The sequence below is a fragment of the Streptomyces sp. NPDC042259 genome (assembly GCF_055582085.1).
In genome coordinates, this window is record NZ_JBVJDW010000004.1 from 487,872 (window position 1) to 512,711 (window position 24,840).

General features: G+C 72.8%; 23 protein-coding genes. 17 read left to right on the forward strand and 6 right to left on the reverse strand.

Going from position 1 to position 24,840, the window contains the following annotated elements; genetic code table 11:
• Positions 1 to 82 precede the first annotated feature (82 nt).
• Together ACZ6MA_RS14415 and ACZ6MA_RS14420 are read right to left on the reverse strand one after the other, a co-directional pair.
• On the reverse strand, positions 83 to 1,699 hold the full coding sequence (locus tag ACZ6MA_RS14415; RefSeq protein ID WP_469433740.1) for an N-acyl-D-amino-acid deacylase family protein: 1,617 nt from the start codon (positions 1,697 to 1,699) through the stop codon (positions 83 to 85).
• 106 nt (positions 1,700 to 1,805) lie between these two features.
• Positions 1,806 to 3,155, reverse strand: coding sequence for an amino acid deaminase (locus ACZ6MA_RS14420; protein WP_469433741.1), 1,350 nt, complete (start codon positions 3,153 to 3,155; stop codon positions 1,806 to 1,808).
• Positions 3,156 to 3,244: 89 nt separating this feature from the next.
• Here ACZ6MA_RS14420 and ACZ6MA_RS14425 point away from each other — a divergent pair, with 89 nt between their 5' ends.
• The 3 genes from ACZ6MA_RS14425 to ACZ6MA_RS14435 are packed head-to-tail and all read left to right on the forward strand — an operon-like array spanning position 3,245 to position 5,609.
• Positions 3,245 to 4,438 carry a sugar kinase gene (locus ACZ6MA_RS14425; protein WP_469433742.1) on the forward strand — a complete coding sequence of 398 codons (1,194 nt, stop codon included), beginning with the start codon at positions 3,245 to 3,247 and terminating at the stop codon, positions 4,436 to 4,438.
• On the forward strand, positions 4,435 to 5,208 hold the full coding sequence (locus ACZ6MA_RS14430) for an IclR family transcriptional regulator (protein ID WP_469433744.1): 774 nt from the start codon (positions 4,435 to 4,437) through the stop codon (positions 5,206 to 5,208). The genes ACZ6MA_RS14425 and ACZ6MA_RS14430 overlap by 4 nt, the downstream gene beginning before the upstream one ends.
• The gene (locus ACZ6MA_RS14435; protein WP_469433746.1) at positions 5,205 to 5,609 is read left to right on the forward strand and encodes a RidA family protein; all 405 of its coding nucleotides are present in this window, start codon (positions 5,205 to 5,207) and stop codon (positions 5,607 to 5,609) included. The genes ACZ6MA_RS14430 and ACZ6MA_RS14435 overlap by 4 nt, the downstream gene beginning before the upstream one ends.
• 158 nt (positions 5,610 to 5,767) lie before the next feature.
• On the opposite strand, the gene ACZ6MA_RS14440 is transcribed toward ACZ6MA_RS14435, so the two are convergent.
• A complete protein-coding gene (locus ACZ6MA_RS14440; protein WP_469433747.1) occupies positions 5,768 to 7,072 on the reverse strand; it encodes a M14 family metallopeptidase in 1,305 nt (434 codons plus the stop codon).
• Positions 7,073 to 7,288: 216 nt separating this feature from the next.
• Here ACZ6MA_RS14440 and ACZ6MA_RS14445 point away from each other — a divergent pair, with 216 nt between their 5' ends.
• Positions 7,289 to 8,197 carry a trypsin-like serine peptidase gene (locus tag ACZ6MA_RS14445; protein ID WP_469433749.1) on the forward strand — a complete coding sequence of 303 codons (909 nt, stop codon included), beginning with the start codon at positions 7,289 to 7,291 and terminating at the stop codon, positions 8,195 to 8,197.
• A 64-nt stretch (positions 8,198 to 8,261) separates the two neighbouring features.
• Here ACZ6MA_RS14445 and ACZ6MA_RS14450 read toward each other — a convergent pair whose 3' ends face one another.
• Complete coding sequence (locus tag ACZ6MA_RS14450; protein WP_469433750.1) at positions 8,262 to 9,974, reverse strand: chitinase; 1,713 nt, start codon at positions 9,972 to 9,974, stop codon at positions 8,262 to 8,264.
• 296 nt (positions 9,975 to 10,270) lie between these two features.
• On the opposite strand from ACZ6MA_RS14450, the gene ACZ6MA_RS14455 reads away from it, so the two are divergent.
• From ACZ6MA_RS14455 to ACZ6MA_RS14510, 12 genes are all read left to right on the forward strand, one after another.
• Positions 10,271 to 11,158 (forward strand): hypothetical protein, encoded by an 888-nt coding sequence (locus ACZ6MA_RS14455; protein WP_469433752.1) that lies wholly within the window; start codon positions 10,271 to 10,273, stop codon positions 11,156 to 11,158.
• A gap of 114 nt (positions 11,159 to 11,272) precedes the next feature.
• Complete coding sequence (cpaB, locus tag ACZ6MA_RS14460) at positions 11,273 to 11,995, forward strand: Flp pilus assembly protein CpaB (RefSeq protein ID WP_469433753.1); 723 nt, start codon at positions 11,273 to 11,275, stop codon at positions 11,993 to 11,995.
• A 26-nt stretch (positions 11,996 to 12,021) separates the two neighbouring features.
• The gene (locus tag ACZ6MA_RS14465; RefSeq protein WP_469433754.1) at positions 12,022 to 13,707 is read left to right on the forward strand and encodes a TadE/TadG family type IV pilus assembly protein; all 1,686 of its coding nucleotides are present in this window, start codon (positions 12,022 to 12,024) and stop codon (positions 13,705 to 13,707) included.
• A 249-nt stretch (positions 13,708 to 13,956) separates the two neighbouring features.
• Entirely contained in the window at positions 13,957 to 14,355 is a 399-nt protein-coding gene (locus ACZ6MA_RS14470) for a TadE/TadG family type IV pilus assembly protein (protein WP_469433756.1), read from the forward strand.
• The gene (locus tag ACZ6MA_RS14475) at positions 14,352 to 15,695 is read left to right on the forward strand and encodes a CpaF family protein (RefSeq protein ID WP_469433758.1); all 1,344 of its coding nucleotides are present in this window, start codon (positions 14,352 to 14,354) and stop codon (positions 15,693 to 15,695) included. The genes ACZ6MA_RS14470 and ACZ6MA_RS14475 overlap by 4 nt, the downstream gene beginning before the upstream one ends.
• An 8-nt stretch (positions 15,696 to 15,703) precedes the next feature.
• A complete protein-coding gene (locus tag ACZ6MA_RS14480; protein WP_469433759.1) occupies positions 15,704 to 16,642 on the forward strand; it encodes a type II secretion system F family protein in 939 nt (312 codons plus the stop codon).
• Positions 16,643 to 16,654: 12 nt separating this feature from the next.
• Positions 16,655 to 17,542: a DUF5936 domain-containing protein gene (locus ACZ6MA_RS14485; protein WP_469433760.1), complete on the forward strand. Its 888-nt coding sequence runs from the start codon at positions 16,655 to 16,657 to the stop codon at positions 17,540 to 17,542.
• A 506-nt stretch (positions 17,543 to 18,048) separates the two neighbouring features.
• Positions 18,049 to 18,294: a Flp family type IVb pilin gene (locus ACZ6MA_RS14490; protein WP_469434138.1), complete on the forward strand. Its 246-nt coding sequence runs from the start codon at positions 18,049 to 18,051 to the stop codon at positions 18,292 to 18,294.
• Entirely contained in the window at positions 18,291 to 19,004 is a 714-nt protein-coding gene (locus tag ACZ6MA_RS14495; protein ID WP_469433762.1) for a pilus assembly protein TadG-related protein, read from the forward strand. Before ACZ6MA_RS14490 ends, ACZ6MA_RS14495 begins: the two co-directional genes overlap by 4 nt.
• Before the next feature lie 19 nt (positions 19,005 to 19,023).
• Positions 19,024 to 19,596, forward strand: a complete 573-nt coding sequence (locus ACZ6MA_RS14500) for a hypothetical protein (RefSeq protein ID WP_469433764.1) — start codon at positions 19,024 to 19,026, stop codon at positions 19,594 to 19,596.
• Positions 19,597 to 19,603: 7 nt separating this feature from the next.
• Positions 19,604 to 20,236 (forward strand): OmpA family protein, encoded by a 633-nt coding sequence (locus ACZ6MA_RS14505; protein ID WP_469433765.1) that lies wholly within the window; start codon positions 19,604 to 19,606, stop codon positions 20,234 to 20,236.
• A 436-nt stretch (positions 20,237 to 20,672) separates the two neighbouring features.
• Positions 20,673 to 21,932, forward strand: coding sequence for a hypothetical protein (locus ACZ6MA_RS14510; protein ID WP_469433768.1), 1,260 nt, complete (start codon positions 20,673 to 20,675; stop codon positions 21,930 to 21,932).
• Positions 21,933 to 21,967: 35 nt separating this feature from the next.
• Here the strand turns inward: ACZ6MA_RS14510 and ACZ6MA_RS14515 are convergent, their stop codons facing one another.
• Positions 21,968 to 22,360, reverse strand: coding sequence for a DUF192 domain-containing protein (locus ACZ6MA_RS14515; protein ID WP_469433770.1), 393 nt, complete (start codon positions 22,358 to 22,360; stop codon positions 21,968 to 21,970).
• A 106-nt stretch (positions 22,361 to 22,466) separates the two neighbouring features.
• On the opposite strand from ACZ6MA_RS14515, the gene ACZ6MA_RS14520 reads away from it, so the two are divergent.
• Positions 22,467 to 23,192 (forward strand): prepilin peptidase, encoded by a 726-nt coding sequence (locus tag ACZ6MA_RS14520; protein WP_469433771.1) that lies wholly within the window; start codon positions 22,467 to 22,469, stop codon positions 23,190 to 23,192.
• Between the two features lie 528 nt (positions 23,193 to 23,720).
• Here ACZ6MA_RS14520 and mgrA read toward each other — a convergent pair.
• Complete coding sequence (gene mgrA / locus ACZ6MA_RS14525) at positions 23,721 to 24,758, reverse strand: L-glyceraldehyde 3-phosphate reductase (protein WP_469433772.1); 1,038 nt, start codon at positions 24,756 to 24,758, stop codon at positions 23,721 to 23,723.
• Positions 24,759 to 24,840 lie beyond the last annotated feature (82 nt).

The following is a 24,840-nucleotide window of genomic DNA, read 5'->3' on the forward strand; positions in this document are numbered from 1 at the left end:
CCACCATACGGGGGCACGAAAAGAGGCGCCCACCGTTTAGCGCCGGGCGTGCCTCACACCGGCGGGGCCCACGCGCACCGGATCAGCCGACCGGCGTGCGCCGTACCGCGCGCCCTGCCAGGACGTCCGTACGCTGCCCGTCTTTCATCACAAAGCGACCGTCGATCAGGACGTACGGAATGCCGGTCGGAAGGGTGCGGGGGGCTTCGAAAGTGGCACCGTCGGCCACCGTCTCGGGGTCGAAGAGCACGAGGTCAGCACGGTATCCCGGGCGGACGAGACCCCGGTCCGGCAGCCGCAGCCGGGCGGCGGGACGCGACGTGAGATGCGCCACGCACTCCTCCAGCGGCAGTACGCCCAGCTCGCGGACGTACCGGCCCAGATACCGGGGGAAGGTCCCGTACGCGCGCGGGTGCGGCTTCCCGCCGTGCAGGATGCCGTCGCTGCCACCGGTGTGCGCCGGGTGCCGCATGATCGTCCGGACGTTCTCCTCGTGCCCCACGTGCTGGAGGATCGTGGTGCCCAGCCGGTCGGCGATCAGCAGCCGCCGGGCCGTGCTCCACGGCTCCTCGCCGCGCTCGCGGGCACAGCGGGCGACGCTCCGGCCGACGTGCGCGGCCAGGCCCACGTCCGCGACCCCGGAGATCTCGACGGTGTCCCAGTCGATCGGCACGCCGTGACAGCCGTCCGCGCCCTCGACCTCCACGGCCCGCCGGATCCGCTCGGCCGTCGCGTCGTCGCGCAGCCGCGCGAGCACCGCCTCCGGACCGCCCTCGCCGGCCCAGCTCGGCAGCACGGCGACGAGCGTGGTGCAGCCCGGGGTGTACGGATAGGTGTCCAGGGAGATGTCGGCGCCCGCCGCGAGCGCGGTGTCGAGGAGGTCCAGCAACTTGGGGGCGCGGCCCTGGTTCACGTCGAAGTTCATGACGGCGTGGGCCAGGTGCAGGGCGCAGCCCGCCGCGCGGGTGAGGGCGATCATCTCCTCGTAGGCCCGCAGCGCGTGCGCCCCGTAGGAGCGGTGGTGCGGGCAGTAGTAGCCGCCGTACCGGGCCACCACCCGGCACAGCTCGGTCAGCTCGGCGTCGGTGGCGTACATGCCGGGCGTGTACGTCAGGCCCGAGGAGAGCCCGACCGCGCCCTGTTCCAGCCCCTCGGCGACCAGGCGCTTCATCCGCCCGGTCTCCTCGGCCGTGGCGGCACGGCGCCCCCAGCCCATGGCGAGCATCCGCACGCTGCCCTGGGGCACGAGGTACGCGGCGTTGACGGCGATGCCCCCGCCGTCGAAACCGTGGTCGAGGCGGTCGAGGTACTCGCCCACGCCGCGCCAGGTGAAGTCGATGTCGTGGCCGTCGCCGTTCCAGCCGGTGATCTGGGAGCGGATCTCGGCGAGGGTGCGGTCGTCGGCCGGCGCGTACGACAGGCCGTCCTGGCCGATGACCTCCAGCGTCACGCCCTGCGCGGCCTTCGCCTCGTGGCCGGGGTCGCGCAGGAGGGCGAGGTCGCTGTGGGCGTGCATGTCGATGAAGCCGGGCGCCAGCGCCAGGCCGTGCGCGTCCAGGACGCCGGTGCCCCCGGGGCGGCGGCCGTCACCCTCCCGGTGGATCGCGGCGATCCGGCCGTCGGAGAGCGCCACGTCCGCCCGGTAGGAGGCACCGCCGGTGCCGTCGATGACGCGGGTGTCGCGGATGACGAGGTCCATGGGGGCGTGCCCTTCTCTCGGCCGGACGGGCGTGCTCCGCGTGTCCTCACCCGCCGTACGGGCCGCCGTGACCGGGGCGGGCCCGTCCGGGAGTGAGCACCGGGGTCTAGAAGAACGTGCGGATGTAGTCCGTGACCGTTCCGTCCGCCTCGGCCAGCGGGATCAGCTGCCACTTGTCGAAGACCGTGCAGGGGTGCGACAGGCCCAGCCCCACCCAGTCCCCGACCTCCAGCTCCACACCCTCCGCCACCTCGACGTAGGCGTGCTGGTCGGCTAGCGCGGTGATCCGCAGCCCCTCGGCGGGGCGTTGCGCGCCGTCCCGGGCGGACCGTACGACCTGGGCCTCCGGCAGGTCGAGGTCGTACGCGGCGTCACGCTTGCCCGCGTTGAGGTAGGCCCGGCCGGGCTCGGGCCGCGAGACGACCTGCGCCCACAGCCGGAACGCGGGCTGGAGGGCGCCCTCCTCGGGGTGGCGGTTGAAGGGGGTCTTGCGCCGGTACTGGCCGTCGTCGTGGGTGACGTACGCGCCGGAGCGGAGCAGCCTGAGCACCGGTGCGGACAGCGCCGGCAGCTCCGCGAAGACCTCGGCCACGGCGTCGAACCAGGCACTGCCGCCCGCGCTGACGACGATCTCCGGCACGCCCGCGAAGTGGCCCGCCTTGTCGAGCGTGACGGCGAGCGCGGTGAGCCGGCGCAGCCAGGCACGTACCTTTTCGTCGTCGGCCTGCGGGACGTCCGCCTCGTAGCAGGCGACGCCGACCAGGCGCAGGGTGCCGGTGGCCGCCACGGCGTCCGCGAGCGCCAGGCTCTCGGCCTCGGTCCGGACGCCCGTGCGGCCGCCCGCGACGCCCAGCTCGATGACGACGTCGAGCCGGCGCCCGGCACCGGCGTCACGCAGGGCGGCGTCCATCAGCTCGACACCGCGCGCGGAGTCGACGTAGGTGACCAGCTGGAATTCGGGGTCGGCGGCCAGCTCGCCCGCGATCCAGCGCAGCGCGGCCGCGTCCACCACCTCGTTGGCGAGGAAGATCCGCCGTACGCCGAAGGCGCGGTAGACGCGGACCTGGGTGGGGACGGCGGCGGTGATGCCCCAGGCACCGTGGTCGAGCTGCCGCTCGAAGAGCTGCGGGGCGAGCGTGGTCTTGCCGTGCGGGGCGAACGCCAGGCCGTGCTCGGCGGAGTAGCGCTCCATGAGGGCGAGGTTGTGCGCGAGCGCCTCGGCGGAGAGGGCGAGCACGGGCGTGGTGAAGCCGCCGGTGAACAGCGAACGGCGCTCGGCGGCCAGCTCGCCGACGGTCAGCCCTTCCGCGTCCGGGGGCAGCCCCTTGAAGCGGTGGTCCACCCGTTCCAGGGCGAGACGGGTGACGGCGTCGTGGGCGGCCAAGAGAGCCTCCGGAGAAGTCGGTTGCAGTATGCGCAACACCCATTGCGTGCAGCGATCGGTGCTGTCTAACATCCGGGCAAGCGCCCGGTCAACGGTGTCCGGGACTCCTGGGGAGACCGTCACAGAATGCGTGCACAGCGCGGATCGAGGAGGGCGGGGCCGTGACCGCGGCCGCCCCGCCGCCGCCCCCCGGCGGCGGGCCCGGGGACGTCGACGTCGTGTGCCTGGGCGAGTCCATGGTCACCTTCCGTCCGTCCGGCCCGGGGCGCCTCGCCGATGTGCCGGCCTTCGTCCGGGGCATCGGCGGTGCCGAATCGAACGTCGCCTGTGTGCTCGCCCGCGCGGGCCACCGCGCCCGCTGGGTCAGCCGGGTCGGCGCCGACGGCTTCGGCGACCACCTCGTGGCGGCGGTCGCCTCCTACGGCGTGGACACCTCCCAGGTCCGGCGCGATCCCCACCGGCCGACCGGTGTTTATTTCCGCACGTCGGGTGAACGGGCGCTCGAGGTGTCGCCACCGGGCGGGACGGGTGAGCACCTGGCCGAAGTCGTCTACTACCGGTCCGGTTCCGCGGCCTCGGCCATGGCCCCCGGACCGGCCGTCCGCGCCGCCGCACGGTCCGGACGGTTTCTGCACCTGACCGGCATCACCGCGGCGCTCTCCGCCGGCTGCCTCGCCCTGATGCGTGAACTGACGACGCGCCACCCCGGCCGCCCCCTCGTCTCCTTCGACGTCAACCACCGGGTGGGCCTGTGGCAGGGCACCCGGCACGGCCCGGAGGTCCTCGCCGAACTCGCCCGTGGCTGCGACCTCGTCTTCGTCGGCGAGGACGAGGCGGCCGCGGCCTGGGGCCTGCGGGACGCCGCCGCCGTCCGGGCCGCCCTCCCGGAGCCCGCGGTGCTGGTCGTCAAACGGGGCGCGGCGGGCGCCACGGTGTACGCGCGGGAAGCCGGTGACGGGATTGCCGGGGCGCTCGGGGGTGTCGAGTGCGACGGGGGCACCGGGGCCGCCCGGGCAGTGTCCCCGCGCGTCCCCGACGTCGTCGTCTCGGTGCCGGCGCCACGCGTCGACGTCGTCGCCCCCGTCGGGGCGGGCGACGCCTTCGCCGCCGGATTCCTGTCCGGGACGCTCCGGGGGCTGACGCTCCACGAGCGGCTGCGGCACGGCCACCTCATGGCCGCCGCCGCCCTGACCACGCCCGGTGATCTCGGCGAGCCGCCCAGCCGGGCCCACGCCGACCGATGGGCGGCCCTCGACGCCGACGGCTGGGGGAGACTGCGACTGGGGCCCGGCTGGACCGGGTGCCCCGCCGGGGCCGAGAACGGCTCCGCAAGGGTGGAGGACCACACCGTATGAGCCAGACCGTCGACCGCGCCCTGCGCATCCTGCCGCTGCTCGCCGAGGGGCCCGCCAATCTGGAGAAGGTGGCGGGCCGGCTCGGGGTCCACAAGTCCACCGCGTTGCGCCTGCTGCGCACGCTGCACGAGCACGGCATGGTCTACCGCCAGCAGGACCAGCGCTACCGTCTCGGGGCCCGGCTGTTCGCCCTCGCCCAGGAGGCCGTCGAGCACCTCGACGTGCGGGAGATCGCCCACCCCCATCTCGCGGCCCTCAACGAACAGTGCGGGCACACCGTCCACCTCGCCGTCCACGAGGACGACGAGGTCCTCTACATCGACAAGATCGAGAGCCGCTATCCGGTGCGCATGTACTCCCGCATCGGCAAGCCCGTGGCGATCACCGTCGCCGCCGTCGCCAAACTGCTCCTCGCCGACCTGCCCGAACCCGAGCGGCGTGCCGTCGCCGAGCGGCTCGACTACCCGGCCTACACCTCCCGTTCGACGCCGAACGCCGCGGCCTTCCTGAGGGAGCTGGCCACCGTCCGGGACCAGGGCTGGGCCACCGACCTCGGCGGTCACGAGGAGTCCATCAACTGCGTCGGCGCCCCCATCCGCGGCACCGACGGGCGCACCGTCGCCGCCTGCTCGATCTCCGCGCCGAACGTCGTCGTCACCGCCGAGGAACTCCTCGCGCTGCTCCCGCTGGTGCGCCGCACCGCCGACGCCATCAGCGCCGAGTACTCCGGAAGCCCCCCACCCGCGAACCCTGCGAAGGCACTGTCATGACCGCGAAGACCGCCATCACCCCGGCCACCCACACGACCCCGCCCGCCAGGTTCTCCCACGGGGTACGGAAGGGCAACATCCTCCAGGTCGCCGGTCAGGTCGGCTTCCTGCCCGCCGTCCCGGGCCAGGCCCCCACGGTGGCCGGCCCCACTCTGCGCGAGCAGACCCTGCAGACGCTCGCCAACGTGCGATCGGTCCTCGAAGCGGGCGGCGCGACGTGGGAGGACGTGATGATGCTGCGCGTCTACCTCACCGACACCGCCCACTTCGCCGAGATGAACGCGCTCTACAACGACTACTTCGCCGACCTGAAGGAAGCCCCGGCGGCCCGGACGACGGTGTACGTCGGCCTGCCCGAGGGGCTGCTCATCGAGATCGACGCCCTGGCCGTCCTCGGCTGAGCGCCTGCGCCTGCGCCCGCGCCGAACCGCCCCGCCGGATCCGTGGATCCGGCGGGGCGGAGCGCTTGTCCGGCGGCTGCGGGCCGTCGTTGCCGCCCGCGGCGGCAAGCGCCCTGCGGGCGCGCCCTCAAACGCCGGACGGGCTGGGTGGGCAGGCCCTACGTGCAGTACTGCCCTTCCTTGCCGATGGACCGGTACATGCAGTCCGCGTTCTCCAGCAGTTGGAGCACCGCGTCACGGTTGCGGGCCGTCTCCCGGCCGATCACCTCGTCGGGCGGGTAGAAGCCGCCGGAGCCGTTGGGGCCGGGGTACATCTCGAAGGTGTAGGCGAAGATCTTCTGGTTGCCCCACAGCCAGTCGTCGATCGAACCGTCGGTGATGTAGAGGTCGCTGGACTGTTCGGGCGTGTAGCGGTTGGAGGCGGCCATCGACTTGCCGATGGCCGCGAAGGCGTCGCGGTCGTCCTTGGTCATGCCGGTGGTGGTGTCGTCGTAGGTCCAGCCGAACGGCCAGAGCACCAGCTCGCTGTAGGTGTGGAAGTCGATCGCGGCCTTGATCTGCTGCTTGCCGCCGACGACCCGGCTGCGGGCGAAGTCGGCCACGACCTTCACCTCGGGCGCCGACTCGGGGGCGGTGCCGCGGTACGTCTCGGAGCCCGTGCTGCCCGAGGAGCCCCCGCAGCAGCCCCACTTGTAGTCCCAGTTGCGATTGAGGTCGGTGCCGCGCGCGGAGGAGCCGGCGTTGGGCTGGCGGTTCTTGCGCCAGCTGCGGTACGACCCGGTCGCGATGTCGTATTCTCCGCCGTCGGGGTTGACGTCGGGCACGATCCAGATCTCCCGGCTGTCGACCATCTTGGTGACGCGCGGGTCGCTGCCGTACTTGCCGCCGAACTCCTTCAGCAGGTAGAGCGCCATCTCCACGGTCAGGTGCTCACGCGCGTGCTGGTGGGCGGTGAAGAGCACCTCCGGCTCGGCCTCGTCCGTGCCGACGTTGTCGCTGATCTTGACGGCGATGATGTCGCGGCCCTCGTAGGACTTGCCGATGACCTTCTTCGTCATGATCGAGGGGTGCGCGGCGACCCCGGCGTTGATCTCCGCGAGCGCCTCGCTGTAGTTGTGGTAGCCGGAGTCGGCGGGCGGGAAGTCGTACGGCTTGACCTTGCCGCCGCCGCTCCGCTCGGGGGGACCGGCCAGCCGCTTCAGCCGGTAGCCGAGCCGTCGTACGGCGTCGGCCTGCGCGTCGTCCGCCGTGATGACGACGGAGCGTTCGCGGACGGCGTCCACGGAGGCGCCGGTGGCGGCGAGGGCCGTGCGCTCGGCGGCGGTACCGGCGCCGGTGACCTCGTACGCGTGGGCCGGGTCCGTGTCGGCGGGGGTGTCGGCGGGGGAGGCGGGCGCGGCGAGGGCCAGGGTGAGCAGGGCGGCGAGGGCGGTGGCCCATCTGCCCTGGGAACGCAGTCGCATGCGGTCTCCTGGAGGGTCCGTGAGTGCGACGGGTGGGGGGTGTGAGCCTTTCCAGTGTTCGAGTGTTGGCATGCAACGGTCAAGGTGCCGGGTGGGGGTGAAACAGGCCAACTTCCCTGGCACTTGCGTCCGGTTGATTGCTCATCGGCCTCACCCGTACCAACAATGAACACGTCAAAACCGAAAAGCACGTCGGTCTAGAGAGGACCACCCCCCATGAGACGACCTCTCGTCGGTGCGCTCGCGACGCTCCTCCTCACCGGAGCCACCGTCGGCGTCGGCACGACCTCCGCCCACGCGACCTCGCAGGAGAAGGCGGACAGCAGGACGGCCGTGGCCGCGCCGGCCGCGGCCGGCGCGGCCACGGCCGGACAGGCCCCGGTCAAGCCCAAGGCCGTCGACTTCGCCGGCACGGTCGCGCTCAGCAACTGCTCCGGTTCGCTGATCCGCATGCCCAGCTCGGCCGACAACGACCCGGCCCTCGTCATGACCAACGGCCACTGTCTGGAGACCGGCATGCCGGGCCCCGGCGAGGTCGTCACCGACAAGCCCTCCAGCCGTACCTTCAGCCTGCTCAACTCCACGGCGGGCAAGGTCGCGACGCTGCGCGCGACCAAGGTCTCGTACGCGACGATGACGGACACCGACGTCACGCTCTACGAGCTGAACACCACGTACGCGCAGATCAAGCAGCGGTACAACATCAACGCCCTCAGCCTGTCGGGCGACCACCCCACCGCGGGCACCGCGATAAAGGTCGTCTCCGGTTACTGGAAGCGGATCTACTCCTGCGACGCCGACGCGTTCGTCTACCGGCTCAAGGAGGGGGACTGGACCTGGAAGGACTCCCTGCGCTACACCGCGTCCTGCAACACGATAGGCGGCACCTCGGGCTCCCCGGTGATCGACGTCAGCTCCGGCAAGGTCGTCGCCATCAACAACACCGGCAACGAGAACGGTGAGCGCTGCACGGAGAACAACCCGTGCGAGGTGGACGAGAAGGGCCAGGTCACGGTCCGCAAGGGCATCAACTACGCCCAGCAGACCTACCAGATCACCCGGTGCGTCGGCACCGGCAACAAGATCGACCTCGGCCGGCCGGGCTGCACCCTGCCCAAGCCGTAACCGCCGCGCTCCGAGTGCCGGACGGGCCACGGGCCCGTCCGGCACGCGCGCGTCCCGCGCGGCCTTACGGCAGGGCGTGGACGTGCGGGCCCACCGCGTTCGACCAGGCGCTGCCGTTCGCGGCGTCCCAGTTGGTCGACCAGGTCATCGCACCCCGGATGCCCGGATAGGTCCGGGCGGGCTTGAAGGAGCCGCAGCCCGTGCCCTTGGCGAGGCAGTCGAGCGCGTTGTTGACGACGGACGGGGCGACGTAACCGCCGCCCGCCCCGCGGGGCGAGGCCGGCAGGCCGAGGCCGACCTGTGAAGGGGCGAGGCCGCCTTCGAGCTGGACGCAGGCCAGCGCGGTGAGGAAGTCAACCGAACCCTGTGCGTAGACCTTGCCGTCACAGCCGTTCATGGAACCGCTGTTGTAGTACTGCGTGTTGACGACGGTCAGGATGTCCTTGATGTTCAGGGCGGTCCTGAAGTAACCGGCCGAGGTCGACTGCATGTCGATCGTCTGCGGAGCCATGGTGATGACGAGCTTGCTGCCCGCCTTCGCCGACAGGGCGCGCAGCGCCTGCGTCATGTACGTCGCGTCGATCCCGTTCTCCAGGTCGATGTCGACGCCGTCGAAGCCGTACTTCCGCATCAGCGCGTGGACGGAGTCGGCGAAGTTGGCGGCGGAGGCCGCGTCGTTGACGGTGACCGTGCCCCGTTCGCCGCCGACGGAGAGGACGACGGACTTGCCCGCCGCCTGTTTGGCGGCGATATCGCTCTTGAACCGCTCTTCCGGGTACTTCAGGGCCGGGTCGAGGGTGAAGTCGACGGCCCCGCGCGTGGTGGTCGCGTCGGCGAAGGCGACGGCGATGATGTCGTACTGGTCCTGTACGTCGCTGATCCTCTGGACCGTGGCGCCGTTGTCGAAGTTCTGCCAGTAGCCCGTGACGGCGTGCTTGGGCACCCCCGGGCCGTTGCCGCTCCCGGCGGTGGTCGTGCCGGTGACCGCCGCCGACCTCGGGGACTCGCCCGCCGCGTTCGTCGCCGTCACCTCGAACCGGTACGCCGTCGAGGGCGCGAGCCCCGTCACCGTCGCCGAAGTGCCGCTGGCGGAAGCGACTTCGGTGCCGTCCCGGTAGACGCGGTAGCCGGTGGCGCCGCCGACCGGGTTCCAGGCCAGGGCGACGGACGAGGACGTCGTGGCGCCCACCTTCAGGCCGTCCGGGGCGCCGGGGACGGGATCGCCCGGGTCGGTGCCGCCGGGACCGGACAGCTCGACGTCGTCGGCCACGTAGGCGGGCTGTCCGTACCAGCCATGGGTGTAGACGGTGACGGAGGTGGTGTTCGCGCCCGTGGTGAAGCGGGTGGTGAGCTGCTGCCATCCGCTCGCCGAGGGGGTCCACGTCGACACGTCCGTGGTGCCGGTGCCGCTCGCGCCGAGGTAGACGTAGGAGCCCTGGACCCACGCGCTCAGCGTGTAGGAGGAACCGGGCCGGACGGTCACGGTCTGCGCGCACCTGGCGTGGTCCGCCCCGGCGGGGGTGGCCTTGAGGGCGGCCGAGCCCGAACGCGCGGGCGAGGTGACCGGCAGGCCGCTGCCGCCCGAACAGGTCCAGTCGGCGAGCCCCGACTCGAAGCCGGGGTTCTTGACCAGGTTGGCCGGGCCGGCCGCCGCGGCGGGCGCGCCGCCGGTGGCCACGAGCGGGCCGGCCGCGAGGAGGAGGGCGGTGAGGACGCCGCCGAGCCGGCGTCTTCCTCTGGGGGAGCCGGTGGAGCCGATGTGCCGGGTCCGATCCACGAATGCCTCCGGTGGGAAGGGAGTTGACGGGGACGAGCCAGAGCCCTGGGGGGTGTGCCCGTGGGGGTGAAGGGCTCCTTGTGCGCGTAAAGATGGTCCAGACCAATACTCGCGTCAAGGGCCGGGAACGATTCGGTGAACTCCCGTCCACGTCGCGTCGGGGCGCCGGTGGCAATGCCCGAAGAACGGTTCTCAGCCGCTCCATTCGTGGATAAAGTGCGGAGGCACCAGCACCGGGCAGTATCGATCCGGGTCCGCCGGAGCCCCCCGCGGCCGGAGTGAACGGGGAAGCCGACGTGCCCATCGCGATAGCGGTCACCAGCTCCGATCTGGTGCTCCCGCCCCCCGACGGGAAGACCCCGCCCTCCGCCGTCCTCCAGCCGCCCGAGGCGCAGCCACTGGAGACCGCGGTCACCCAGGCGGGTGTCCTGCTCGACCAGTGCGGCCATCTGGTCGTCCTCTACCCGGACTCGCTCCCCGCCCCCTACGTCCGGCGTCTGCACACGGTCCGGTCCGTCCTGGAGAGCGACCGGGTGGCCCTGCTGCCCCTCGCGCTGCCGCCGCTGGCCGTCGGCGTACTCGCCCGCCAGTTACGGCAGTTGTCCGTGTCCGACTTGAGCCCCGGGGTGCTCGCGTCCGCCGCCCGGCTGCTCGCCCACTACGTCTACGCGGGGGCCCACCTCTCCAGCGTCACCCGGCTCGACCGGGCGGACGTCGGCCTCGGCGACCATCTGGCGTCCCTGCTGCCCGGCGCCCGCTTCGCGGTCCTCGTCAACCCCGTCCGCCGGCTGTTACGGACCGGCGCCGGGGAGCCCCCCGACGGGCCCGGCTTCGGCACCCGGCTGACGCTCGCCCGCGGCAGACCCACCGGCGGCGAGGACTGGGTCCTGGACACCCTCGCCCCTCACTGGCGGGTCCAGGGCGTCCAGGAAGCCGTCTTCCCCGCCGGGTCCGCGCGCTGGTGGGGCACCCGCAGGGCCGTCGAGTTCGCCGCCGCCATCGAGGACCCCTCCGTGCTCTACCAGCTCGTCACGTCCGTACGACGGGAGGAGTGCCGCTGGTGCGGCCTCGAACTCATCGGTGACCGCTGCGGGTTCTGCCGCGCGGCCGTGCCGCGTGCCGCGCCGGGGGCCCTCGGGCCGCCCGCCCGGGCGGGGACGCCCGCTCCGCACGGCCGCCGCTGATTCCCGCCGCGTCCCCGCCGCGTCCCCGCCGCGTCTCCTCCGTGAGCCCGGCCGCCGCCGGCCCCGCCGGGCCGCCCCACCCGGTCACATCAGACGAACGAGGTCCGCCGCCCCATGAATTCACGCCAGCGCCGCGGGATCATCCTGCTGCTCCTGTCGGTCCTCTGCGCCGTCGGCGCGTTCGCCGGAGTGTTCTCGGTCATCGACGACGTCGAATCGAAGGTCGGCCCCGAAATCACCGCCTACCGGCTGAGGACCGACGTCCCCGCCTACCGGACCCTCGAAGCGGACGCGTTCGAGAAGGTCTCGATGCCCAGGCGCTGGCTCCCGGCCACCGCCGTCACGGACCTCGCCCGGGTCCACGGGAAGATCGCCGTCACCCCGCTGCGCAAGGGCTCACTGCTCCAGAACGACATGATCGTCGCCCGCCCGGCGCTGGCCCCCGGACAGCAGGAGATCGCCATCATGATCGACGCGGCGACGGGTGTGGCGGGCAAGATCAACCCGGGCGCGAAGGTCAATATCTACGCGACCTTCGACGCCAAGGAACAGGGTGCCAAGCCCGTCTCCAAGGTCATCGTCAGCGGCGCCCAGGTCATCGACGTCGGCAGACTCACCCCCCTCGACCGCGAAGGCGGCAGCCGTGGGGGCGGCACCACGCGCAAGGCGGCCGGTGACGCGGTACCGATCACCTTCGCGCTGGGCACCAAGGACGCCCAGCGCGTCGCGTACGCCGAGTCGTTCGCCTCGCACGTCCGGCTCGCCCTCGTCGCCCCCGGCGGCGACGACACGGTCAGCGAGGGTGACCGCACCTACACCCTCGACGGCGACAAGTAGCGGCACAAGACAGACAAGGGGCCACGGTGACGATCAGAATCCTCCCGGCCATCGGCGATCCGGACACCGCCCGCTCCCTGGGCGGTCTGCTCGGCCAGCTCCCCGGCGTCGAGCCACTGCCGACCGTCGGTGACACCACCCGGCTCCTCGACACCCTCGCCGTCCTGGCCGCCGCCTCCCTCGAAGAGCTGCCCGAAGTCGTCCTCGTCCACGAGCGCGTCGGCCCGCTGCCCGCCCTCGAACTCATCCGCGAGGTGGCCCTCCGCTTCCCGGCCACCGGGGTCGTCCTAGCCGCCGCCGACGCCGGGCCCGCCCTGTACGCCGCCGCCATGGACGCCGGGGCGCGCGGCCTCGTCGGCACACCACCGGCGTACGCGGAACTGGGCGCCCGCGTCCAGGCCGCCGCGCAGTGGGCGAGCGGGGTCCGCCGGCATCTGGGCGGCACCGGTGACGTCCTCCCCGGGGGCGGGCCCGGGGGCCGGCTCGTCGCCGTCGTCGGTGCCAAGGGCGGTGTCGGGACGACCGTCACCGCCGTACAGCTCGCGCTCGCCGCGTGCGCGGCCGGCCGTGATGCCGCCCTGGCCGACATGGATCTCCAGTCCGGCGACGTAGCCTCCTACCTGGACGTCCAGTTCCGCCGGTCCGTCGCCGACCTGGCCGGCATCAACGACATCTCCGCCCGGGTCCTGCAGGACGCCGTCTTCCCCCACCCCACCGGGCTCGGGCTGCTGCTCGCCCCGGCGGAGGGCGAGCGCGGCGAGGACGTCGGCGATCTCGCCGCCCGCCAGGTCACCGCGGCGCTGCGCAGCCGCTACGAACTCGTCGTCGTCGACTGCGGCACCCAGATCACGGCCGCCGGTGCGGCCGTGATCGAGACCGCCGACCTGGCCCTGCTGGTCACCACTCCGGACGTGGTCTCGGTACGGGCCGCCAAGCGGATGGTCCGGCTCTGGGACCGGCTCCAGATCCGCAAGGCCGAGGAGACCACGACCGTCGTCAACCGCCACACCCGCACCGCCGAGATCCAGCCGTCGCTCGTCGAACGGACCACGGGCACCAAGACCGCGCGGACCACGATCCCCGCCGGGTACAAGGAGCTCCAGGCCGCCGTCGACGCCGGCCGCATGCAGGACCTGGACGCCAAGTCCTCCGTACGGGGCGCCCTGTGGGCACTGGCCGCTGAACTGGGCCTGGCCGACGCCCCCGGCGCACGACCCGCGCACGACGGGGCGCACGCCGCCCACGCCGACCGCTCGCTCGGGGGCGGCCCGCGCCGCCGACGGGCCATAGGGGGCCCCGCCCCCGCCGCCGGCGGCATCGGCCCGGACCAGCTCGCCCCGGTGCCGACCAGCCGCTTCCGCAGGCGCGGCGGCGGCGACCGGGGACAGGTCGCGGTGGAGTTCGCGGGCGTACTGCCGCTGATCCTGGTGGTGCTGGCCGTGGTCTGGCAGTGCGTCCTGGTCGGCTACACCTACTCCCTCGCCGGGAACGCGGCGGACAAGGGCGCCCGTGCCGGAGCGGTGGGCGGCGACTGCGCCGCCGCGGCCCAAGCGGACTTACCCGGCGCCTGGGACGGCGAGGGAGTCGGCTGCGGCGAGGAGAACGGGGTGTACCGCGCGACGGTCTCCCTGGACGTCCCGGTGCTCTTCCCGGGGGCGGTGAGCTGGCCCTGGCAGGTGGAGGGCTCGGCCGGCGCGGCGCGGGAGGACTGAGCGATGCGACGGCGCACCCGGCCCCGGCCGGTGGACGAGGGCGACCCTCCCGGCCGGCCCGCCCCGGCGGCCGGTCACCGCGGGGCGTGGCCCGGGGCGTCCGGTGCGTGCGATCGCGAGGCGGAGGGCCGTCCTCGTACTGGACGTACTCGGGCGACCCCGGCAGCGCGGCGAGCGGGTGTGCCGGACGCCGTGCCAGGAGCCCCGGGCCGGGCGGGACGTTCCGGACACGGCCCGGACCGCGGCGTCGTGTCGATCGAGTTCCTCGGCTTCCTGCCCCTATTGCTGCTCGTCGCCCTGGCCGCCGTCCAGCTGGGGCTGGCTGCCTTCGCCACGCAGCAGGCGGGCAGCGCGGCCCGCGCCGCGGCCCGTACGGCGACCCTGGACCGCACGCCGGGCGGGGAGGCTCCCGATCCGGAGGCGGCGGCCCGGTCCGCGATGACCGGCTGGGTCACGGACCGCGCCGTCATCGGCGCGCCGGCGTGCCCGGACGGCGGTGAGGTCACCGCGACCGTCACCGTCACCGTCCCCGAGATCATCCCCGGCACCGGATTCAGTACGACCCGACGCGCCACGATGCCCTGCCCCGCCGCCCCCGCGTCCGGCCGGCCCCCCTATTCGCCCCCGTACCCGAGGAGCGCGCCATGAGCCTACGGGCACGGATCGTCACCCCCGAAGCACCCGCCGACGGGCGGGAGTCGAGCCACCTCGTCCCCGTCTACCGCGCCAAGCTGCTGGAGGAGATCGACCTCGCCGAGATGTCCGCGCTGGCCGCCGCGGAGCGGCGCACCCGGCTGGAGCGGGTGCTCGGCCACATCATCAGCCGCGAGGGACCGGTGCTGTCCACCGCCGAGCGCGACCGGCTGATCCGCCGGGTCGTGGACGAGGCGCTGGGCCTCGGTGTCCTCGAACCCCTCCTGGAGGACCCCTCCGTCACCGAGATCATGGTCAACGGTCCCGATCAGGTCTTCGTCGAACGCGCGGGCCGCGTCGAACCCGTCCCCGTACGGTTCGCCTCCCACGAGCAACTGCTGCAGACCATCGAACGCATCGTCTCCACCGTCAACCGCCGCGTGGACGAGTCGAATCCGATGGTCGACGCCCGGCTGCCGAGCGGGGAGCGCGTCAACGTGATTATTCCGCCCCTCGCGCTGAACGGCGCGACCCTGACGATCCGCCGCTTCCCTCGCGCCTACACACTGCGCGAACTCATCGGCATGGGCACGCTGGACGAACCGACCCTGCTGCTCCTGGCGGCACTCGTGCGCGCCAAGTTCAACGTGCTCGTCTCCGGGCCGACCGGCTCCGGCAAGACCACCCTGCTGAACGCCCTCTCCGGGCTGATCCCGGAGGGGGAGCGCATCATCACCGTCGAGGACGCGGCCGAGCTGCAACTCCAGCAGACCCACGTCATCCGCCTCGAATCCCGGCCCCCGAACGTCGAGGGCAAGGGCCGTATCACCATCCGCGACCTCGTCCGCAACTCCCTGCGGATGCGCCCGGACCGCATCATCGTCGGTGAGGTGCGCGGCGGCGAGACCCTCGACATGCTCCAGGCCATGTCCACCGGGCACGACGGCTCGCTGGCCACCGTCCACGCCAACAGTGCCGAGGACGCCCTCATGCGGCTCCAGACCCTGGCGTCCATGTCCGAGGTCAGGATCCCGTACGAGGCCCTGCGGGACCAGATCAACAGTGCCGTCGACTGCCTCGTCCAGCTCACCCGCAACGCCGACGGCTCACGCCGCGTCGCCGAGGTCGCCCTCCTCGACTCGCACGGCCGGGAGGACTACCGTCTCGCCACCGTCTGCCGCTTCGACGCCCGCCCGATGGGCGCCGACCGCGTCGTCCGCGGGCACTTCACCCACTTCCCCGTACCCCAGCGGGTCGCGGAGCGGCTGCGGCTGGCCGACGAGGCCGTGCCACCGGCCTTCGGCGTCGCCGCGTCACCCACCGAACGCAACCCCCGAGAGGCCGGACAGAGGTAACGCCGGACATGGACCGACTCGCAACCGTCACCGCCGGACTCACGCTGGTGTGCGGCGCCCTCGGGGTCGCCGGCGTGCACCTGTATGCCACCGGCCGGGCCCGCCGTCAGGCATTGGCCGACCGGCTCTCCGACACCCCTGCCCTGCCGCCCGCCGGCCGGGCCCGGCACTTCACCGGCCTCGACCGGATGCTGCGCGGCACCCGGTTCGGGAGGCGCCTGGAGGCACGGATCGCCTCGACGGGACTGGACGTCACCCCTGCCGAGTTCGCCCTGTGCGCGCTCGCCGCGGCGGCCGGTCTGTGGCTCGTCGCGGCCGTCTCCCTCGCACCGTTCTTCGGCCCGCTGGCGGGGGTCGTCGCGATCTGGTCCGCGTCCGCCTTCCTGGCCTGGCAGCGTCGCAAACGCATCGAGAAGTTCATCAACCAGCTCCCCGAGCTGTCCCGCATCCTCGCCAACGCCACCCAGGCCGGACTCGCCCTCCGCACCGCCCTCGGCATGGCGGCGGACGAGATGGAGGCCCCGGCGGGCGAGGAACTCGCCAAGGTGGCCGACAAACTGGCCGTCGGACACTCCGTCGACGCGGCACTCGACGAACTCACCGACCGGCTGCCCTCACGTGAACTGGCCGTCCTCGTCACGACCCTGGTGCTGTCGAACAAGGCGGGCGGCACCGTCGTCAGCTCGCTGCGCAACCTCACGACGACACTGGAGGAGCGCAAGGAGACCCGGCGGGAGGTCCGCACCCAGCTCTCCCAGGTGACCGTGACGGCGTACGTCGTCCCCCTGATGGGCATCGGCACGCTGCTGCTCATGGACCGCATCGCACCGGGCTCGATCGTCCGGATGACCGCCGGCTTCCCCGGGCGGGCGGCCGTGGTCGCCGCCTTCGCGCTGTACGGGCTCGGCTTCTTCCTCATCCGCCGCATGTCCAAGATCGACGTCTGAGGGGCGGCCGGAATGGGACTTCTGCTGGCGCTGCTGACCGGCCTCTCCGTGGCGGGTGCCTGCTACGGCCTCGCTCTCTGCCGCAGCGAGGCCAAACTGCCCGCCGACCTGGCGCTTGCCCTGGAGGTCGGCGCGACCCGGACGACCGCCGTGGGCTCGGCTGTCGACCGGCTCGGCATGCGCTACGCCCCGCTCGTGCTGCGCGTGATGGGCGGCAAACGGGTCGCGAAGGTCCGCACCCGCATCGACCGGGCCGGCAATCCCGGCGGCCTCACCGTCGACCGGTACGCGGCACGCCGCGCGGTCTACGGCTTCCTCGGCTTCGGCGGCGCGCTGGTGATGCTGCTCGAAGGGCACCTCCTCATGGCGCTGCTGCTCGTCGCCTTCGGCCTCTTCTGGATCGAGGTCGGCATCTGGGTGGCCGTACGGGAACGCAAGGACGCGATCGAGCGCACCCTGCCGGACTTCCTCGACGTCCTCGCGGTGGTGGTGAGCGCGGGGCTGGGCTTCCGGCAGGCCCTGGACCGGGTCTCGGAGAAGTACGAGGGGCCGTGGGCCGACGAACTGCGGATCACCCTGCGCCAGATGGACATGGGCGTCAGCCGCCGCCAGGCGTTCGAGGAGCTGCGTCAGCGCAACGACTCCGAACAGGTCGCCCAGTTCGTCACGGCGCTGCAGCAGGGCGAGGAGCTGGGGGCCCCGATCGTCGACACGCTCATCGACATCGCCAACGACATGCGCCGCACCGATGCCCAGCGGGCCCGCCGCCGCGCGGCCCGGGCCGTACCGAAGGCGACCATGGTCGTCACCACCTTCATGGTGCCGGGCACGATGATCCTGCTGATCGCGGGCTTCTTCTTCGGCTCGGGCACGGATTTCGGCTCCCTCACGGGGGATTGACCCCCTCCGCCCCTCGCCCGCACCGCCGTACAAGGAGACCCCCCATGGAAACCCCGCCCCACCCCGCCCGACCACCCGAGGGCACGGCCCGGCAGCACCCGTACGACCCCGGCGCCGGCCGGCACGCCTCCCAGCACACGTCCGCGCACCATGCCCCGCCGTGCTCGGAGCGGGCTCGTCCGACGGAAGCCGGGGCCGGGAGGGGAGCTTTTGGACGGCCATCCTCCGGCGGGTCTCCCGAGGGGCTGTCCGAGGGCCCTTCCGACGGCCCGTCGGCGGACCTGACGAAGCGGTGCTGAGACCCATGCGACGCCCGGGGCGAGTGTGGTTCAGGAGACTTCTGGTGTCTCAACTCCCCCACGGGAGAGGGGATTGGTGCTCCGCCACCTGTTCCGCCACCGCCGATTCGGCGTACTTTTCTGATGCCGCGAACGGGGACGCGGGTCGCACCACGGTGATTCACCCGCCGGACCGGACGGGCCCGGCTGCCCATGGAGGGGAAGACGATGGGAAAGCGGTTCGGGGAAGACGGCCCGGGGCACCGCCCGGGAGGCGGCCGGAACGACGACCGGGACGGCGGCCGCGGTGGCCGTCCGGGCACTGGCCGGGCCGACGACCGGGGGCAGACCTCGATCGAGTACCTGGGCATCATCGCCGTGGTCGTGGCGATCATCCTGGTGCTGACGACGACCGACTTCGGCACGATGATCGCCACGGCCATCACCAACCAGATCTCCCAGATCACCGGGTGAGGCGCGCGCCCTCCGCGCGTCACCCGACCGACGCCGGGCAGGTCTTCCCCCTCTACATCACCGCGGTGGCGGGCCTGCTCTTCCTCGCCCTGGCCTTCTTCACGGTCGGCCGGGCGGGAGCCGTGAAGAACGGTGCCCAGACGGCGGCGGACGCCGCGGCACTCGCGGTGGCGCAGGACTACCGCGATCAGCTGGGCGCGGGTTTCCTGAACGCGCTCCGCACCGGCGCGGCCTGGCAGGGCATCGTCCTCGACGGGCGGTTGCCGGACGCCGTCGACGTCTGCGGCCAGGCGCCGCGGTTCGCGAAGCGCAACGGCGCCTCGGTACGCGACTGCGTACCGGCCTACCCGCCTCCGGCCTTCACGGTCGGGGTCGAGTCCCTCAAGGGCGTGGGCGCCTCGGTGATCCCCGGCACGGAGGGCAAGAAGGCCACCGCCACGGCGACGGCGGTCGTCACACCGCTGTGTGTGCCGGACGCCCCGCCGCCGAAGGAGGAACCGACGGCCTCACCGTCGAAGGACAAGGGCGGCGGGGGAGACGACGGGGACAAGGACGGTGGGGGCGACAGGGGCAAGGGCGGCGGGAAGCCCCCCGAGAAGCCCCCCGTCCTCCTTCTCGACTGCGACGGCAAGCACGTGACGATCGACCCGGGCCACCTCGACCGGCTTCCGGACACGGCGGAGCTGTTCGCCGTGCGCCTCGCCGACTGACAGCGAAGGAAAGGAGCCCATGAGCATGCGGCAGACGACGACGGCCCGGAGGGGCACGGCCGCCGCGGCACTGGCGGCCGTCATGGCCCTCGCCGTGGCGGGCTGCGGGGGCGACGGCGGGAAGAAGGACGAACAGGGCACCCCCAGGGCGTCCGGCGCCCCCCGTACGGCCGGGGACAAGCCCGCGCCGACGCCGAGCGAGACCATCGGCGAGATCAAGGGGCCCGACGGCGTGGTCGTCGTCCTCCACTCCGCCGTGCGGGACACCGGGGGGTTCGTCACGGTCAGCGGGGTGGTCGCGAACCGCGGCACGAAGCCCTACACCCCGCTGACCTGGCGTTCCAAGGAGACGGAGATGAAGTCCCAGTCGTCGGTGTCCGGGGCGTCGCTCGTGGACCGGGCCGGCAAGAAGCGGTACCTCGTGCTCCGGGACACCGACGGCGAGTGTCTGTGCACCACGGGCCTGGTCAACATCCGGCCCGACGAGAGCCGGCCCGTCTTCGCCCAGTTCCCCGCGCCGCCCGAGAACGTCACGGACATCGACTTCCAACTGCCCACCATGCCGACCGTCCGCATCAAGATCTCGGGGTGACCATCCCATGCCGACGCATCGGGCCCGCCACGGCGCGGCCGTCGCCACCACCGTGTTCGCCGCACTGGTGGCCCTCGCGCCGCCCCCCACGCCCGCCCGCGCTGCCGGCGGCCCCGGCGGGCCCGCCGACACCGCCCCGCCCGTGCGCATCGACGGTGGTGATCCGGACCTCAAGATGCGCGCCGGGTCGAAGCTCGCGCCGGGACGGGTCCTCGACATCAAGTCGGTGGTCGAGACGGACGACGGTGACGAACGCCGCGAGGTCACCAACGTCAATGTGACCTTCGCTCTCCAGGCCGAGGTGCTCTTCGACAAGGACAGCGCGACCCTCAACAACGCGGCCAGCGCCAGGATCCGGACCATCGCCGACGAGGTCACCCAACACCACGCGACCACCGTGCGCGTCTTCGGCTTCACCGACAGCCTCGGCTCCTCGGGCCACGGCTTGGTGCTCTCCAAACAGCGCGCCGACGCCGTACAACGCCAACTCGCGCAGGACGTCGGCCCGTCGGCGGGGTCGTCGCGCATCAACTACCAGATCCGCGGCTACGGCGAGCAGTACCCGATCGCCGACAACACCACGGAAGAGGGCCGCCGGAAGAACCGCCGCGTGGAGGTCAGCTTTCCCCGCCGGTCGTAGCGCGTCGGACGGGCTGGTGTTGGCCGAGGCCGAGCGAAATCAAGCCCGTCCGGCGCTTGAGGACGCGCCCGAAGGGCGCCCGCCGCCGCAGGCGGCATGACGTGCCGGTAGTCGTGCATCCCCCGGAGGGGCTGGTGTTGGCCGAGGCCGAGCGAAATCAAGCCCGTCCGGCGCTTGAGGACGCGCCCGAAGGGCGCTCGCCGCCGCGGGCGGCACCAGGCCCGTAATCGGCGAACCGCCGGCCAGGCGAGAGGCGCGCACCGCGCCCCCGCGCTCCCACTCCCGTCCAGGAGCCGGCCGAGCCGGTGTGCGGGGGTGTCCGGCGGGGCAGGATGGGGCAGCCCGAAGGTTGGGGGAGAGCTGAGGGAGGCGTGAGATGAGGGGCCGGCGGACAGCCAGAGGCGGGCTCGTCGGGATGGCCACGGTGGGGGTTTTGATGACGGCCACTCCGGTGGGAGCGGCCGGGAACGCCGAAGACGGGGGTGCGTACCGGATGGCGCCCGGGGCGAACCCCGTCAAAGGCGCGGCGAGCGCGGGCGAGGCGCCCCCGCTCGCCGAAGGGGTGTACACGGACAGCATCACGTCGGGGGCGACGAAGTACTACAGCGTCGAGCTGGACGACGCGTCGAGCGCGTACGTCTCGGCGATCGCCGTACCCCGGGTGGGCAGTGTGCCGGGGTCCCAGGACGGCATCGGAGTGTCGCTGCGCACCGAGGACGGCAGGCGGTGCGGTCTCGCACACCAGCGCACCTTCGCGGCGCAGGGCGGCGCGTATCCGACGGGCGACTACGCGGAGCGGGTCGTCGAGCCGCGCGGTGTGTGCCGGGGTGCCGGGCGCTATGTCGTCGCGGTGACGCGGGGGGAGGCCGCCGGCGGCGAGAGCGCGGAGGCGATACCCCTTGAGCTGGCGTACATGTCCGAGCCCCCCGTGCGAAAGGGAACGGAGGGCTCCCCGGTGGCCGTCGGCAAGGGAACGCCGGAGAGGGCCCCCCAGCCCGCGGCCTCCCCGTCGGCGGACGCGGGCGGGGCGGAGCAGAGAGCCGAGGGCGGCACGGGCTTCAGCGACGCCGCCGAGGTGCGGGCCGGTTCGGTGAAGGGGGCGGTCGAACCCGGCGGTACGCGGTTCTACCGGGTGCCGGTCGGATGGGGGCAGCGGTTGCGGGTCACGGCGGAATTCGGCGCGGCTCCCGCCGGGTCCTCGTTCCACGCGGCGAACGGTGTGCGGCTGGCGTTGAGCAACACCGCGCGGGGCCTGGTCGCCAACCGGAACGGCGCCTATCAGGGAAAGTCGAAGTCCCTCGCCCTGGAGACGGCTCCGGCTGCCTACGCCAACCGGCTGGGGGCGGGTCTGGACGCGGCCACCAGGGCGATGCGTTTCGCGGGTGCCTATTACCTCCAGGTCAGCGTCAATCCGGCCGTGGCCGGGAAGGTCTCCGGAAGTGTGCCGTTCACCTTGCGCGTCGGGGTGGAGGGCGAGCCCGGCAAGGGGCCGGACTACGCGAAGGACCCGGGGGAGTTCGGGGGCGGGATGCTTCCCCTCGCGGGCGACGGAGCGGGGTCCGGCAGCGCGCGTGACGGCGGCTCAGACCGGAGCGGCCGGCTGCGGCTGGTCGGGTACGCGGGTGTCGGCACGGGGTCCGTGCTGCTGCTCGGGCTCGGCGGGTGGACGCTGGCCGCGCGACGCTGGAAGAGCTGACGGCGGCACCGCCCGGTCCCGGCACCCGGCGGGCGTCAGGGGCGGATCTCCACGCGGACGCCCGGCCGAAGCCCCCACCGGGCCATGGCGCCCGCCGTCGCCTCCAGCACATGACGGGCCCGGAGCCGCGGCAGGCCGAGACGGCCGGGCGGCATGGTCCGTACGGCCAGGACGGTCAGGTGCCGGTCCAGATAGGCGACGTCGATGGCGAAGCGCATCCGGAAGGTGTGCACGCTGCCGGCGGGCGTGAGCAACAGCGCCCCCTCGATGCCGTCCCGGCCGAGCAGCCCCCGGGTGCGTGACCGAAGGGAAGCGGCGATCTCCAGCGGGACGCTCAGGTGCGGCGGCCCAGCGTCCGCCGTCGCCCCGTCGGCCACCGTGCCCGCAGGGACGAGGAGTCGGGCGCTTCCGTCCTGCCGGTGCGGCATGCCGCGCTCCCTTCGGCCGGTCGCCCGTGCCGGGTGCGCGGCGCGTCCCCGGCCACTTTATCCACAGGCCCCAGCGGGGATTCCGTGGTGTGCGTAGCCTCGGGGCATGTACTCGCTGCTGATCGTCGCCGCCGCCGTATTCGGCTGCGTGGCGGGCCTGTTGGTGCCGCGCGCACGGTATCGGCTGTCCGTCGGGGCCGAGGAGGAATGGCGGTCGGCGGGCCCGTGCGGGCATGCCGTCGGCGGATGGGTCGGGCGGGCCCGCTGCGTGGTGTGCGAAGGGGGGTACGGGGTGGGCGCGTGGGGCTCGGCGGCGCTGACGGCCCTGGTGTGCGCGAGCCTCGCGGCGGTGGTGGGGATACGCCCCGAGCTGGTGGTGTGGCTCGCGGCGGCGCCGTTGGCCGTGCTGCTGGCGGGGGTCGACGTGGCGGTCCGCCGTCTGCCGGATGTGCTGACCGTGCCGTTGGCGGCGGGGGTGGCGGTGCTGCTGGGGGTGGCCGCGCTGATCCCCGGTGCGGCGGGGTCGTGGTGGGGGGCGTTGTGGGGCGGGCTGGTCATGGGGGGTGGGTATTTCGGGCTGTTCCTCGCCCACCCGGGCGGGATGGGCTTCGGTGACGCGAAGCTGGCGGTCGGGCTGGGGTGCGTCCTGGGCTGGTACGGGTGGGCGGTGCTGTTCCTCGGGGCGTTCGCGGGTCTGCTGCTGGGGTCGCTGTACGGGCTGGCGCTGCTGGCGACGCGGCGGGCGCGGCGCGGGGAGGCGCTGGCCTTCGGGCCGTTCATGATCGCGGGGGCGTGGCTGGGGGTGCTGATAGGTGGCGCGACGAGCGGGTGAGGTCCGCCGGGTCGGCGCGGCGATGGGCGCGGCCGCCCTGCCGACGACCGCCCTGGCCGCCGCTTCGGAGCGGCGCGAGGGTGCGGGCCCGCCCGGTCGCCGGCCGGGGCTCCGACGGCGGCCGATACCGCGCCACGTCGTCCGTGTGGCGTCAATGACGTCACACCGGTGATGAATTTGTCAGACGTTCGGGGAAGACGCGGTGGGCGCCATTCCGGCCGGAACGCGCGGGGTGTTCTACGCCGTATGCCCAGTGCTGGCGGGGCCGACGGGATTTCCCGGGACCGCGTCCGCCGAACCGTTCAAGATCAATAACTCCGTCGCACGTCAGCCCGCCACGGATTGTCACCCCCGAGGATGCGCGAAGCATGCCCTCCGACCGGTTATGGTGGAAACCCCCCCTCGGGCCGGTCCGTATCCCCCCCACGGACCGGCCCGTTTTCTTTCCCGGCCCTCACTCTCCGTGTGCATTCATGTGCCACGCATCGGTTGGCCGAGAAGTTGATCAAAGCCTGACCGGAAGTCGATCTAGGACCGGCGGGCCCAGATATTGACGCCTTCCGTGCTCACCGCGAGGGCGTCGATCTCCGCCAGCTCCGCTTCGGTCAGCTTCGCCGAGCCGAGCGCCGCCACATTCGCCTCCAGCTGGCCGACGCTGGACGCCCCGATCAGCGCCGAGGTCATTCGCTCGTCCCGCAGCACCCAGGTCAGGGCGAGCTGGGCGAGGGACTGGCCGCGGCGGCTCGCGATCTCGTTCAGCCCGCGCAGCCGGCGCACGACGTCATCGGTGAGCAGCCCCGGGTCCAGCGACTTCCCCTGGGCCGCGCGCGAACCCTCCGGGATGCCCGTCAGGTACTTGTCGGTCAGCAGCCCCTGCGCGAGCGGCGCGAAGGAGATGCAGCCCATGCCCTCCGCCTCCAGGGTGTCGAGCAGCCCGTCGTCCTCCGTCCACCGGTTGATCATGGAGTAGGACGGCTGGTGGATGAGTGCCGGGACGCCCATCTCGCGCAGCAGCCGGGCGGCTTCGCGGGTCTGCTCCGCGCTGTACGAGGAGACGCCCGCGTACAGCGCCTTGCCCTGGCGGACGGCGGACGCGAGCGCGCCCATCGTCTCCTCCAGCGGGGTTTCCGGGTCGAACCGGTGCGAATAGAAGATGTCGACGTAGTCCACCCCCATTCGGCCCAGCGACGCGTCGAGCGAGGACAGCAGGTACTTCCGCGAGCCCCACTCGCCGTACGGGCCGGGGTGCATGAGATAGCCGGCCTTGGTGGAGAGGACCAGCTCGTCCCGGTACGGGCGGAAGTCCTGGGCGAACAGCTTGCCGAAGTTCAGCTCGGCGGATCCCGGCGGCGGGCCGTAGTTGTTGGCCAGGTCGAAGTGTGTGATGCCCAGGTCGAAGGCGCGCCGCAGGATGGCACGCTGCGACTCCAGGGTGCGGTCGTCGCCGAAGTTGTGCCACAGTCCCAGGGAAATGGCGGGAAGCTTGAGGCCACTGCGGCCCGTACGCCGGTACTCCATGGAGTCGTACCGGCTTTCGGCCGCGCGGAAATGCGTGGAATCGGTCATGTCCATCTGAGTATCACGCTCTTGTGACAGACCGAGTTGGGTCCCCGTGACACGCGGGCAGTAGGGTGGCGCCTTCGGGGCG